Annotated in this window: 11 protein-coding genes; 7 read left to right on the forward strand and 4 right to left on the reverse strand. The window is 66.5% G+C overall.

Annotated elements, in window-relative coordinates; all coding sequences use genetic code 11:
* Positions 1-92 precede the first annotated feature (92 nt).
* Both AC5I49_RS04655 and AC5I49_RS04660 read left to right on the forward strand, forming a co-directional pair.
* Complete coding sequence (locus AC5I49_RS04655) at positions 93-482, forward strand: hypothetical protein (protein WP_017407005.1); 390 nt, start codon at positions 93-95, stop codon at positions 480-482.
* Positions 483-589: 107 nt separating this feature from the next.
* Positions 590-997 (forward strand): hypothetical protein, encoded by a 408-nt coding sequence (locus AC5I49_RS04660; RefSeq protein WP_017407006.1) that lies wholly within the window; start codon positions 590-592, stop codon positions 995-997.
* Between the two features lie 11 nt (positions 998-1,008).
* On the opposite strand, the gene AC5I49_RS04665 is transcribed toward AC5I49_RS04660, so the two are convergent.
* The 4 genes from AC5I49_RS04665 to AC5I49_RS04680 all read right to left on the reverse strand — a co-directional run bounded on the left by AC5I49_RS04665 (position 1,009) and on the right by AC5I49_RS04680 (position 5,900).
* Positions 1,009-2,769: a methyl-accepting chemotaxis protein gene (locus tag AC5I49_RS04665; protein WP_312840950.1), complete on the reverse strand. Its 1,761-nt coding sequence runs from the start codon at positions 2,767-2,769 to the stop codon at positions 1,009-1,011.
* Between the two features lie 39 nt (positions 2,770-2,808).
* Entirely contained in the window at positions 2,809-3,642 is an 834-nt protein-coding gene (gene fliD, locus AC5I49_RS04670) for a flagellar filament capping protein FliD (RefSeq protein ID WP_017407064.1), read from the reverse strand.
* Between the two features lie 221 nt (positions 3,643-3,863).
* Positions 3,864-4,601 (reverse strand): GntR family transcriptional regulator, encoded by a 738-nt coding sequence (locus tag AC5I49_RS04675; protein WP_016453385.1) that lies wholly within the window; start codon positions 4,599-4,601, stop codon positions 3,864-3,866.
* A gap of 816 nt (positions 4,602-5,417) precedes the next feature.
* Positions 5,418-5,900 (reverse strand): Hcp family type VI secretion system effector, encoded by a 483-nt coding sequence (locus AC5I49_RS04680; protein ID WP_016446977.1) that lies wholly within the window; start codon positions 5,898-5,900, stop codon positions 5,418-5,420.
* Positions 5,901-6,515: 615 nt separating this feature from the next.
* Here AC5I49_RS04680 and AC5I49_RS04685 point away from each other — a divergent pair.
* Genes AC5I49_RS04685 through AC5I49_RS04705 form a run of 5 tightly spaced genes read left to right on the forward strand, consistent with a single transcriptional unit; the run spans position 6,516 to position 12,876 of the window.
* A complete protein-coding gene (locus AC5I49_RS04685; RefSeq protein ID WP_495788911.1) occupies positions 6,516-8,603 on the forward strand; it encodes a serine/threonine protein kinase in 2,088 nt (695 codons plus the stop codon).
* Between the two features lie 9 nt (positions 8,604-8,612).
* Positions 8,613-9,401 (forward strand): PEGA domain-containing protein, encoded by a 789-nt coding sequence (locus AC5I49_RS04690; RefSeq protein WP_016446979.1) that lies wholly within the window; start codon positions 8,613-8,615, stop codon positions 9,399-9,401.
* 8 nt (positions 9,402-9,409) lie between these two features.
* Positions 9,410-9,895, forward strand: a complete 486-nt coding sequence (locus AC5I49_RS04695; RefSeq protein WP_223275220.1) for a TssQ family T6SS-associated lipoprotein — start codon at positions 9,410-9,412, stop codon at positions 9,893-9,895.
* 51 nt (positions 9,896-9,946) lie between these two features.
* Positions 9,947-12,091: a type VI secretion system-associated FHA domain protein TagH gene (gene tagH, locus AC5I49_RS04700; protein ID WP_495788912.1), complete on the forward strand. Its 2,145-nt coding sequence runs from the start codon at positions 9,947-9,949 to the stop codon at positions 12,089-12,091.
* Positions 12,088-12,876, forward strand: coding sequence for a PP2C family protein-serine/threonine phosphatase (locus AC5I49_RS04705; protein ID WP_046240040.1), 789 nt, complete (start codon positions 12,088-12,090; stop codon positions 12,874-12,876). Before tagH ends, AC5I49_RS04705 begins: the two co-directional genes overlap by 4 nt.
* Positions 12,877-12,879 lie beyond the last annotated feature (3 nt).

Here is a 12,879-nt window from a genome sequence, read left to right on the forward strand (position 1 = left end):
CCCGCAGGCGCCATTGCAGCCGTTAACATGGCCCGATACTCTCCTTCCGGCACCCCGCTGCGGGCGTCGGCCCACTTTCCAGGACCCATTGCATGAAAACCTTTGCCATCACCGTCGCATCGCTGGCCGCTGCCGCTTCGCTGGTGTCCACCAGCGCCAGCGCTGCGGCTTCGATCTTCCTCAACGACACCATCGCCGCGCGCATTCCCGCCAGGGACCTGCCCGATGCCAAGGCCGCCGTGGCCAAGGTGCTCAACGAGGCCGCCGACGGCTCCGTGACCGAATGGACCAGCGGCCCGAACCGAACCAACCAGCGCGTGACGTTGGCCTTGCAGCCGCAGCAGACCGTGCAGACCGGGACGGCCGGAAGCTGCCGCCTGCTGTCGGCCGATGTGCGCCTGAAAAAGACCTCGGAAAACTGGCGCTTCTGGTTCTGCAAGCAGTCCGACGGATCGTGGAAGGCCAGCGGCAGCCAGCCCTGAGCAAGGATTGCGGTGGTCGGCGACCGGGAATCCGGCATGGACCTACGCCACCAGACCTGGGCGCGTGGGAGCATGTCGGCCGGAAGATAGACCACCGGAGAACAACCATGCCCCATGAATTTGTGCATGCCACGACACTTGCCAGACGGCTGGCCCTGGGCGTCGCCGCAAGCTCTTTGCTGACGCTGGCCGCCTGCTCGGGCGAGACCTCGTCGCAGCGCGCGGGATTTCCCATGGCCGAAGTGCCGCGCTTCAACCAGCCGCCACCGGACAAGCCCCTGCTGGGCCAGCCCGTGATCACGGCCGAGCAGGTCATGCCCCATGCCAAGAGCGACCCGCATGAGCCGTTGCCGGCTGCCGCGCCGCTGCCCGCCCGGGCGTCTGAACCGGCAAGCGGGTCAGGTGCCACCAACAAGGAAGATGCAGGCGGCGTGAACCCGGCCGCTGGCCAGGCCGCCGCCATCACCGACGGCCAGGGAGAGGGCTCCAAGTACGAGCTGGGCGCCCCCAAGTAACCTGGCCGGGCTCAGAACGAGGTCCAGTCCCCATCGTCCTTGCCAGTGGCGGGCACGGACTGCCGGGAGGCCGGCAGCTTGGCGGCTGCAGGCTTGGCGGCGGGTGCACCCGGGGACGCAGCAGCCGCAGGCGCGGCCAGCGGCCTGGCAGGAGCGCGCATCTGCGCTGCCGCAGGCTGTGCACGCCCGGCAGGGGCCGGGGCTGGGGCCACCGCCGGACGAGCGGACGCCACGCCCTCGATACGGAATACGCTCACTGCAGCGGCCAGCTGGTGCACCTGGGATTTGAGCGAGCCGGTTGCAGCGGCCGCCTCCTCGACCAGCGCCGCATTCTGCTGTGTCACCGTGTCCATCTGCGAAATCGCCTGGTGCACCTGGTTGATGCCGCTGCTTTGCTCCTGGCTGGCGGCGGTGATCTCGGCCACCAGGTCGCTGACCTGCTGCACGCTTTGCACGATGCCGTCCATGGTGCGACCGGCCTCGGCCACCTGGCGCGTGCCCGCGTCCACCTTGGACACGGAATCTGCAATGAGGTCCTTGATGTCCTTGGCCGCCGAGGCGCTGCGCTGCGCCAGCGCACGCACCTCGCCCGCCACCACGGCAAAGCCACGCCCCTGCTCGCCGGCACGCGCCGCTTCCACGGCGGCGTTCAGCGCCAGGATGTTGGTCTGGAAGGCAATGGAGTCGATCACGCCGATGATGTCGGCAATCTTGCGGCTGGACTCGCTGATGCCGCCCATGGTGTCCACCACGCCCGCCACCACCTTGCCGCCCTGCACGGCTGTCTGCGACGCCGAAGCGGCCAGCTGATTGGCCTGGCGCGCGTTCTCTGCGTTCTGCTTGACCGTGCTGGTCAGCTCCTCCATGGCAGCGGCCGTCTGCTCCAGCGAGCTGGCCTGCTGCTCGGTGCGCGAGGACAGGTCCTGGTTGCCCGCGTCGATCTCGCCCGAAGCCGTGGCGATGCTGTCGGCACCCGAGCGCACCTGCCCCACGACCTGGGCCAGGTTGTCGTTCATCTGGCGCAGCGCCTGCAGCAACTGGCCCGTTTCATCGCGCGAATCAACGGTGATGCGGCTGGTCAGGTCGTTGTTGGCCACGGTGCGCGCCACGCGCAGGGCCTCGGCCAGCGGCCTGGTGATGCCGCGCGTGATCCACCAGGCGGCCAGCGCGCCCAGCACGAAGGCCAGCGAGACCACCGTGATGATGGCAGCTCGACTGGCCGAGAAGCGCACCAGCACATCGGCGGCGGAGCTGTCGATGGCCGCGCGCTGCATGTCCAGCAGGCGCTGGACCATGTCGATATAGCGCTGCGTGGCGGGCTGGTATTGCTGGGTGAACAGGCGCTCGGCGTCTTCGGCGCGGCCCTCGGCCTTGGCCTTGGTCACCACGTCGCGGCCCGCCAGATAGCCGGCGCGCGCCTTCTTGATCTCGACCCAGATGTCCTTTTCCTCCTGGGTCTGCAGCAGCGGCTCGATGCGGTCCTGCAGCTTGCTGGACTGGCGCGAGGACTCGGCTGCGTCTTCGGCGAAGAAGGTGGCCAGCGAGGGATCGCTGCTCTTGGCAATGGCCGTGGTGCGGCGCGAACCCGAGTGGATGTTGCGGAACCAGTCGCTGATCATCCGCTCCTTGGCCAGGGCCACCTCGGTGATTTCCGTGGTCGAGCGGGCCATGTGCCCCATGCTGACGATGCTGGTGACACTGATGAGCAGCATGATCAGCAAAAGAATGGTGAAACCGCCTCCGAGACGAAGGCCTATGCGCAGATTTTTCATGATGGGGAAACAGGATGCGGGACGGAAACGCGGCAAAAACTAGTTCTTGAGGTAGGCGTCCAGCACCATGCGATTCCAGTTGGCCGAGCCGACCAGGGAATCGCCGAGCTTCTCGGCCGTCGCCACCACGGCGCTTTGCTGCTGCTGCAGCGCCTTGACCCGGTCGCCCAGGCTTGCCATGGACGAACTCAGCCGGCTGCCCGTGGACAGTGCATCGTTGGCGCTGTTTTCCACCGCCTTGCCAATGCCGGCCAGGGCCGAGGTCACGCCTGCGGGATCTGTGGCCATGGACTTTTCCAGGGCCTTGGCGTCCACCGCCAGCGTCCCGTCCTGGCGCTGGACGATGCCGATCCTGGCCAGGCTGGGCGAAGTCGCGCTGCCCGTGACACTCATGATGGCCGCACGCAACTCGCGCAGCGCGCGGGTGGCCCCCACATCGGTGGTGGAGCCGGCGGCCGCGCTGGCATTGCCCTTGGCCGCGCTGGCGTTGTAGCGCGCCACCAGCTTTTCCAGCGCACCTTGGACCGACTGGGTGGTGCTGGTCGCCGTGAGGGCCGCCATCTCCTTGCCCGCCGTGGCCAGATCCACCAGGGACGACTTGAACTGCCCCAGCGCCGACAGCGAGGTCGAGCCCGCCTGGGCCTGGGCCGCAATGCGCTCGTGCGCCTTGGACAGCGAAGGCGCCAGCTTGCGGACTTTCTCCGCTTCGGTGGTCTCCGTCTTGGTGCTGTCCGTCTTCGTGGCGCCGGCCTGCGCATCGCTCTTCTTGATGGCCGAGTCCGAAGCCGTCTGCGCCGTGGTGCTGCTGTTGAGCCTGGACTGGGCTCGGGCCAACAGGCTTTGCACATTCAGGTTGTCGGTTCTGATGCTCATGTTCTCTTCCCTGTAAGTTTGCGGATGGTGCGGGCGCAGGGCCCGTCCACGGTTTGGCAGGGAGACTACCGGGACGCCGCCGCCGCAATGCAGGGATAAGCGGGCCGCTTACCCGCGACTTGCAGCCTTTGCCGGGCCGGATGCACGCCCGCCTTCCCCCAGCGAGCCGTGCGCCCATGAAAAAGGGCCTCCGAAGAGGCCCGTTCCACACATCCCGACCATCAAGCCGTCTGCTGCAGGGCCCCATAGCGCTCGCGCGCCGTCTGCAGCATGTAGAAGGTGATGCGCTTGACCTCGGCACGGCTGTCGGCGATGTGCTGCTTCAGGCAGGACTGGGCCAGCGCGGCATCGCCGGCCTCGATGGCGGCAAGAATGGCGGCATGGTCGTCGTAGGTTGCCGAGACGCGCGGCAGCTTGATCACATCCAGGCGGCGGATGATGCGGATGCGCTCTGTAATGTCCAGGTGGATGCGCGCCATCTCCTGGTTGCCGGTCGCGGCCACCAGGCCGGTATGGAAGGCCTCGTCCAGCGAGGCCACGACGGCGGGGTCGGTCTCGCGCTGCTCCTCGGGCACGCACCAGACTTCGCGCAGCGGCTGCAATGACTGCAGCGATTCGCCCACCAGGCTGGCCACGGCGCTGGTCTCCATCAGGGTGCGCACCTCGTACAGATCCTCGAAGTACTTGAAGTCGAAGGCCTTGATCTGCCATCCGCTCTTGAAGTGCACATCCACATAGCCATCGCGCTGCAACCAGAACAGCGCCTGGCGCACGGGCGTGCGGCTGACCTGCATGCGCGTGGCGATCTCGCCTTCGCTGAAACGGTCGCCAGGCAGCAGGCGGAAATCGAAGATGTCGTTCTTCAGGCAGGCGTAGATCTGCGCAGCCAGCGAATGCGCGCTGCTTGCAGGCCCCTGGCGCGTCTCGCACACCGGCGAGGAAACAACCGCGATGCTCATGCGACTGCCACGCCTGCTGGAGCACGCAGGCCTTGCCGCTGGCCGCCGCCAGGGGCTGGCAACGACATGCCCGGAGCCCTGAAGAAGGGCCAGGCCTTGCCTTCGACACCGGACTCGCGCATGGCCGAAGACAGGGTATACGCCGACCGCAGCAGCAATACCATTGCCTGATTTGCTATCAGGCAATGGGCAATGGTCCATTCACGCATTTAGTACTCTTTCTTGTACACAAGTTGGCAGTGGAATTTATTAAAGAAACGAATTGCGTTTTAATAATTGGACCTACAAGAATATCCTCGACAACGGCCGATCTTCGTGTATGCTCCGCGACTTGCCGCCGCAAAGGCCATACACACCATAGCGTTTGGCCCCCCCCGGCACCAGACATTCAAAGTGACTGGACCAACACCAACAGGAACCCACTCGCGGTAATCCTGCGCATATTTGCGCCAATCCATTTTTTCCAGAGATTTTCTGCACACACATGGTGCAACGAGCACATCAATTTCCCCATGCCTGCGGCCATGGGTTTGTGTATTTGTTAAATATTGCAAGATATTGAGGCATTCAGCCTCTGGCAGGAACGGAAGGCGGCTTTCTGTCAAGGAACTGACATGTAAATCTGCTAGCAGCGGCCTTTGCATGCAGAGACAAGGCACGTCCTGCCCGATATTCGATCCACCGCTCGATTCCAGCTTTCCATACTGGAAAGCCTCCATCGATGGATGGAGGCCATATTCCCGCGCATCCACGGCAAACCCACGCCGGATGCATCCGACGCGGGTTTGCCGCAGCAGCAAGCCTGCGCAAGAAGACTCAGGCTTCGCGGTTTTCCTTGATGTTGAAGCCCATCTGGCTCTCGGCGCCCTTGCCGCCCTGGTTGGTCTGTTCCCAGTACTGGGTCTTGACCTTGGCAGCCTGGAACGAGTAGTTGACAGTCACGGTGTCAGAGGAGTTGGCGCCGCTGACGGTCACGTTCGTCACCATGACGTCGGTCAGGGTGATCTTGGTGAACTCGATCTGCGAGCCACCGGCCTTGCACAGCGAAATATCGACCTGGCCCAGGTGCTTGCCCGTGGCGCAGTGCTTGAGCACGGCGGGGTAGCACTTGTCCACCTTGGCGATGACGTTCAGGTCATGGAAGCTCACCTTGCCGGCGCCGGCACCGCCGCCGCTGGCCATGGTGTTGGGCTGGGTCGCGCCCCAGGTGAAGGAGTCGATGTCGGTCCAGCCCTTGTGGTTGGAATCCTGGGATTCGCCACTGGCGCCCTCGACCTTCATGAACATATCAACGGACATTGCACACCTCTCGAATTAATGGATTAAACGTTCGCATGCAACCCAATAGACCGACTGCATCGGATGGTTCACACGCGAACAAAGGGGAAAACCACTCCCGGGCAGAGCGCACGAAACCGATTCACTGAACATGTGATTCAGATCAGTGCGGCGCATACCCTGGATGGTCAAGGAATGTATTGACAATCGCCTGCAATCCTCACTGTCGTGAACCGCCCTCCTTTGTTGGAGCCGCGATGATAGTGGATAAGATCGGAAAAATACAAACAATTGGCCCGACTGAATTGTTACGGCCGATACATCTGAAAAAAAATGTATCCATCGCTTATCCATTCGATACGTGTCATGGCTTTTTGCAGAACTCAAGCTACACTCACGCCGCATTCGGAGTCCGATTGAAATACGATCTTGTATTCATGACGAGTCCATGACGTTCGTCTTTGGCCCCCGGCTTCAGACAATTGGCTGATCGAGGAAAGCCAGCGGTTGCATAGACAGATTGCCGGTGCGATGCCGGCTTTGTGCTTGTCCAATGGCCTCGAACAGATTCGGCACCCTGGCACTGCGACAGACCTCGCCCGCCAGCGTGTGAAACAACATCTTGGGTGGGATTGCATGGATAGCGAAGCAGCATGTTCGACCAACTGCCTTCCGGCAGGTGTCCAGATTGGCGAATACCGCGTGCTCGATGTCATCGGCGAAGGCGGTTTCGGCATCGTCTACAAGGCCCGTGACCTCTCGCTGGACCGCGAGGTCGCGATCAAGGAGTACATGCCTTCGGCACTGGCCGGACGGCAAAGCTCCCATCAGGTGCATGTGCGCTCGCAGCACCGTGGCGCCTTCGACGCCGGGCTGCGCAGCTTCATCAACGAGGCCCGCCTGCTGGCGCGCTTCTCCCACCCCACCCTGGTGCATGTCTACCGCTTCTTCGAAGCCGGCGGCACGGCCTACATGGTGATGCGCCACTACGAGGGCCAGACGCTGGGCCAGGTGCTGAAGGCATCGTCCGGCCGCATGGATCAGGCCGGGCTCAGCGCGCTGCTGATCCCCTTGCTGGACGTGCTGGAAGTGCTGCATGCGCAAGACTGCTTCCACCGCGACATCGCGCCGGACAACATCTTCGTGCAGCGCGATGGCAGCCCCGTGCTGCTGGATTTCGGCGCCGCGCGCCGCATCATCGGCGACATGACCCAGGCGCTGACCATGGTGCTCAAGCCCGGTTTTGCGCCCATCGAGCAATACGTGGACGACGGCGCCATGCCCCAGGGCGCGTGGACCGACATCTACCAGGTCGGCGCACTGATCCACCAGGCCGCCACGGGCCGCATCCCGGCCACCTCGGTCGCGCGCATGGTCACCGATCCCATGCAGCCGCTGACCTCCGAACAGGTACCGGGCTACTCCGACGCTTTTCTGCAGGGCATGCAAAGGGCGCTGGCCGTTCGCCCCCAGGACCGCCCCCAATCCATTGCCGAGCTGCGCAGCCTGCTGGGCCTGTCCACCGACGCCCGGGCAGCGCCTGCGCCGGGGGAGCCCAGCCCCATCTACATCCCGATCACGCCGCCTGCGTCCGTACAGGCCGCCATGGCCACCCAGTCGGCAGCCGTGCAGGCGCCGCGCTTCGTGCCGATCACGGAAATCTTCGTTCCTGCAGCAGCGCCGCAGGCAGCGCCCGCGGCCGCGGTCATGCCCGTGCCTGCGGTCCCGCCTGTTGCATCTGTTGCATCGGTCCCTCCTGTCGCCACGGTCGCACCGGTGCCGCCCGCTCCCACCACGCCTGGGGGTTTGGCAACAGGCGGCCCTGCCCAGCCATCTGCAGCCGCAGCCGCGCCCCAGATGACGCCTCAGGCATCTGCCGCCGATCCCATGGGCCTGGACAACGGTCCGTACATCGACATCGACCAGGCACTGCCCCCCGCTCAGCCTGCGCAGCCTCCGGTTCAGGCGCAGGCGCCTGCATCCCAACAGCCCGCCTCCGCACCCGCCGTTCAGGGCGCGCCCCCAGGGGTGCAGCCTCCGGCCGCTGCCGTCCAGGCAGTGCCCAAGGCCAGGCGCAGCGGCATGGCCGTGCCGATGGCCATCGGCGCCCTGGTGCTGGCGGCCATCGCGGGCGGCGGCGTGCTGTGGTACGACCATTCCCAGGACCAGGCCCGTGCCAAGACCCTGGCGGCGCGCGACAACCTGGCCTGGCAGCAGGCCCAAAGCCAGTCCAGCCTGGCCCGCCTGCAGGACTACCTGGACAGCTTCCCCGAAGGACAGCACCGCACCGAGGCCCAGGCGCTGCTCAAGCAGTTGCTCAACGAGGCCTCGCTGGCCTCCACGGAGCAGGTGCAGCCGATGACCCCGCCGGAGCAGGCCGCGCTGGCTGAACTCCCCCCTTCCCAGCCCGAGCAAGGGGCGCCCGTCGCCCCCGTCACGGTGGCCGCGGTGCCCGAGCCGTTGCCCACCGAGCCGCCCAAGACCGAAGCCCGCCCCGCCAAGCCCGCAGCGGCCACAGGCAAGGTGGTGTTCAGGGTCGTGCCCTGGGGCTATGTCTCCGTGAACCGCGCCCCGGCACGGACCAGCCCGCCGCTGACCCAGATGGAGTTGCCGGAGGGCGAGTACCGCATCGACATCAGCAACCCGGGTGCGGCCTCTACGGTGACCAAGACCATCACGGTCACCAAGGGCGAGTCGGTGACCGTGAACCATCTTTTCGAATGAGCGCGGCGCATGGCTCGACTGATGAACCACCGCTGGCGATGGATGCTGTGCACTGCAGTGCTCGGCCTGCCCTGCCTGGCGCATTCCCAGGCGGCATGCGAGGAGGCCGCGCCGGCCCAAACCGGCTCGGCAGGACGCCCGCAGCTGGCGCAGGGCATTGCGCTGTTCGAGGCGCGCGACCTGGCCCAGGCCGAGCGTGCGCTGCAGGCTGCGCTGTTTGGCGGGCTGGCGGATCCCATGGAGCGGGCCTCCGCCCACAAGTACCTGGCCTACACCTATTGCACGCACAAGGAATGGGCGCGCTGCGAGGCCGCATTCGACGCCGCGTTCGCCGCCCACCCCGGCTTTGCGCTGCAGGCCTACGAGACCACGGGTACGCCGTGGCGGGACGCCTACAGCCGCGCCCAGGAACGCTGGACCCAGCGCTGCCCTGCCGCGCAACGGCTGCGCGTGGCAACCGCAGCGCCCACGGCCGGCGGCTTTGCACTGAACAGCCGCGTGATCACATCGATCACCGCACTGACATCGGGCTCGGCCCCGGTGCGCTCCGCCGCACTGGCCGCACGGCCTGAGACGCCACGGACAGATCACAACCTGCGCCTGAGGGTCAGCCCCTGGGCCAACGTGCTGATCAACGGCAAGCCGTCCGGCGTCACCCCTCCCGTCGTGCTGCTCAAGCTGGCGCCAGGCTCCCACACGGTGGAACTGCGCAACCCCGGCTTCGAGAGCTATCGGCAGGTGATCCGCATCACCGACGGCCAGTCGGTGACCCTTTCCCATGACTTTGATGCCCGATGACCATGTCCATGCATATCCCTCACTCCCTCCAGCGCCTGACCCTTGCCCTTGCCGTTGCCTTCGGGCTGGCCGCCTGCGAAACCGCACCCAAGCCGGTGGAGCCCGAGCCAGCACCGCCCGTGGTGCAGGCGCCTGTCGAGCCCGTCAAGCCCGTGGACCCGGTGGTGATCAAGGAGCAGGAGCTGGTCGAGGCCATCCAGCTCTACGTGGATGGCCGCTACGAGGATGCCATCACGGCCCTGACGCCCCTGTCCACCGCGCAGGAGCTGCCGATGAGCAGCCAGGTCAAGGCGCTCAAGTACATCGCCTTCAGCCACTGCGTGGAAGGCCGCCGCAAGCCCTGCCGGCAGCACTTCGACATGGCCCTGGCCCTGGACCCCACCTTCCAGCTGACCGAGGCCGAAAAGGGCCATCCCACCTGGGGCCGGGAATTCAACAATGCCCGCGCCGCGCTGCGCAACAAGCGCCCGGCGCCCGCGCGCAAGGCCTCCTGAGGCCTGCCGAGGCCCCCGACGCTTCCTGAAAACTGCCTAGCCTAAGACTCCATGGACAAAATCGAACTCAGGGTCGTGGACCACGATGGCGTTGCGGTCGACCGCCACTGGCATGCCGTATTCGGCATGGCAGGCGGCACGATCGGACGCAGTGGCCAGAACAAGCTCATCATCTCGGATCCGGACGCTTCCGTGGCGCGCGTGCACGCCATGGTCAGGCTCGATTCCGAGGGAGCCTTTGTTGCGAACCTGAGCGAGCGTGATCCCATCTGGGTGGCAGACCAGCCCGTGCGCTCGGGCCAGGAAGTGGCCCTGACACTGGGCGCGCGCATCCGCATCGGCGCCTACACCCTGGCCGCCGTGGCGCCGGGCACCCCTTTCGAGGCGCCGGCCTCGCCCGGTGCAGCCGTGCCGGCGCCTGCCAGCGCAGCATTTGCAGCGGCTGTGACGCCCTCAGCACCTTCTGCGCCCTCAGCACCCTCAACGCCATCGGTTCCCTCGCCGGTCACGGCAATCCCGCAGCCACCGATCCAGCAGCCCCTCGCAGTTGACAGCCCGCTGCAGCCGCAAGCAACGGGGCCGGCAGAAGCTGCGCCACTGGCAGACGTTCTGCCTCCAGCCGCCGCCGGCATCGCCGATCCCTGGGAAGGCCTGACGGCGCTGAGCCTGGATGACATCCAGACCCCGCCTGCGCCTTCTGCCCAGAGTGCAATCCCCCCCGAGCAAGCGGCCATGGCGATGCCGCAGCCGGCCAGGCCGCAGCACCGCCCGCTGCTGATTCCCAATGATTTCGACCCCTTTGCACCGCCGCCCGAGCAGGCTCGGCAGCAGGAAGAAGGCTGGGCCGGCCTGCCCTCGCACGGCAAGGGCGAGCTGATTCAGCAGCGCCATGACGGCATGGTCCAAACGCTTCCCCTCAAGGGCCTGAGCACCGAGGCACTGCATGACGCCTCCCATACCGGCCTGCCTTCGTGCTTCGAGGCATCGCAAAAGCTCGATCCGCTCGCGCTGTTCGACCAGGGCGGCCTGCCCGGCGACGCAGCGCCGCTGCAACAGGCATCGGGCCGGGGCTCCGAGCTGGGCCAGGCCTTCAACCTGCCGCGCATGCAGCCGCCTGCGCAGCCAGCGGCGCCGGCCCAGCCGGCCGGCCTGGAGCAGTCATTGGCGCCTGCGGCGCAGACACAGCAACCTGTACAGGTTCAGGCCGCACCAACTGCCGTACCAGTTGCCGTACCAGCTCCCTTACCTGCCGCTGCACCAGTTGCTGCACCGATGGCCACGGCCCCCACTGCCGCGACAGCCCCCGAAATCCCCGCCGAGCCCGTCGTGCTCGACGGACTGCTGCCCACCAACGGGCTGGACCTGGACATCTTCCAGTCCGGCGCAGGCCAAGCTGCGCCAGCCATCGTTTCTGCCGCAAGCGCTGCCACCGCTCCCGCCAACACCAGCTCCAGCGCCCACTTCAACGCAGCCTCCAGCATCCTCGGCCAGGGCGCCGCCGCCATTCCCGTCGGCACCCTGCCCTGCACCGCCGCGCCTGTCGATGCTCCGGTGCAGCCCCAGCCGGCCGCCAACGCCGCCAGCGCCGCCCACACCGACCTGCAGGCCCTGGCCACGGCCTTCATGGAAGGCGCGGGCCTGAACCCGGCCAAGACCCATTTCGAGGTCACGCCCGAATTCATGCGCACCTTCGGCGAAGCCCTGCGCATTGCCGTGCAGGGCACCATCGACCTGCTGGCGGCGCGCTCCGAGATCAAGCGCGAGTTCCGTGCCGGCGTCACCATCATTGCCACGGGCGCCAACAATCCGCTCAAGTTCCTGCCCAATTCCGAGGGCGTGCTCATGCAGATGGTCCACCAGACCTTCCCGGGCTTCATGAAGCCGCTGCCCGCCATGCAGGACGCCTTCCAGGATCTGCACGTGCACCAACTGGCCCTGATGGCCGGCATCCGCGCCGCCTATGCCGAGGCCCTGACCCGGTTCGATCCGACCGAGCTGGAGCGCCGCACCGAAACCAACCCCGGCCTGCTGGACAAGCTGCTGACCAATGGCCGCAAGGCTGCGCTGTGGGACGACTACAAGCACAACTTCGACGTGCTGCGCCGCCATGCCGAGGACGATCTGATGGCCTTCTCGGGCCGCACCTTCGTCGAGGCCTACGAAAACGCCGAGCAGTCCGTGAAAGGCCAGCCGTGATCGCCTACCTCGACGGAGACGGCCACCGCTACAGCATCCAGGTGGCCAGCGCATCCCACAGCGGCAGGCGTTCCAGCAACGAAGACGCCATGGGCCTGATGGACCTGGGCGCCGGCGGCCTGTGCTGCACTCTGGCGGATGGCGCTGGCGGGCACGGGCATGGCGAACTTGCCGCCCAGCTCACGGTCCAGGCCGTGCTGGAGGGCTTCCGGGAGAACCCGCTGTTCGCCCCTGCCAGCCTGGCCTCCCTGATTTCCCAGGCGGAGCACCGCGTCAGCGGCCAGCAGTCCACCTCGGCCTCGCGCATGCACATGAGCGCCACCGTGGTGGTGCTGTGCATCGACCCCGGGCAGGGCCGCGCCCTGTGGGCGCACTGGGGCGACTCGCGCCTGTACTGGTTCCGCGCAGGCCGCATGCACCTGCGCACCGAAGACCACAGCCTGGTGCAGCAGCTGCTGCACGCCGGCCTGTACGAAGAGAACGACCCGCGCCGCCTGCCCAACCGCAACGTCCTGGCCGGCGCCATCGGTGCCGAAGGCCAGGTGCCGCCCAGCATCCGCTCCGCCGCCGTGGCCCTGGAGCCCGGCGATGTCTTTTTGCTGTGCTCGGACGGCCTGTGGGAAGGCATGCACGAGTCGGAAATGGAGCAGCTGCTGGCCGCGAGCCAGCGCCCCGACGAATGGATACAGCGCATGGTCGGCCGCGTCGTATCCAGCGGCAATCCGCACCAGGACAACCTCAGCGCGCTGACGGTGTGGATCTGCCCGCGTGACACCAATGACTGATAT

The sequence above is a fragment of the Delftia sp. genome (assembly GCF_059499305.1).

What these genes read in the sequence shown, in the direction of transcription:
- AC5I49_RS04660 (WP_017407006.1), top strand. Translation starts at nt 590, where the DNA reads ATGCCCCATGAATTTGTGCATGCCACGACACTTGCCAGACGGCTGGCC.
- tagH (WP_495788912.1), top strand. Translation starts at nt 9,947, where the DNA reads ATGGACAAAATCGAACTCAGGGTCGTGGACCACGATGGCGTTGCGGTC.
- fliD (WP_017407064.1), bottom strand. Translation starts at nt 3,642, where the DNA reads ATGAGCATCAGAACCGACAACCTGAATGTGCAAAGCCTGTTGGCCCGA.
- AC5I49_RS04690 (WP_016446979.1), top strand. Translation starts at nt 8,613, where the DNA reads ATGGCTCGACTGATGAACCACCGCTGGCGATGGATGCTGTGCACTGCA.
- AC5I49_RS04685 (WP_495788911.1), top strand. Translation starts at nt 6,516, where the DNA reads ATGGATAGCGAAGCAGCATGTTCGACCAACTGCCTTCCGGCAGGTGTC.
- AC5I49_RS04655 (WP_017407005.1), top strand. Translation starts at nt 93, where the DNA reads ATGAAAACCTTTGCCATCACCGTCGCATCGCTGGCCGCTGCCGCTTCG.
- AC5I49_RS04680 (WP_016446977.1), bottom strand. Translation starts at nt 5,900, where the DNA reads ATGTCCGTTGATATGTTCATGAAGGTCGAGGGCGCCAGTGGCGAATCC.
- AC5I49_RS04695 (WP_223275220.1), top strand. Translation starts at nt 9,410, where the DNA reads ATGCATATCCCTCACTCCCTCCAGCGCCTGACCCTTGCCCTTGCCGTT.
- AC5I49_RS04665 (WP_312840950.1), bottom strand. Translation starts at nt 2,769, where the DNA reads ATGAAAAATCTGCGCATAGGCCTTCGTCTCGGAGGCGGTTTCACCATT.
- AC5I49_RS04675 (WP_016453385.1), bottom strand. Translation starts at nt 4,601, where the DNA reads ATGAGCATCGCGGTTGTTTCCTCGCCGGTGTGCGAGACGCGCCAGGGG.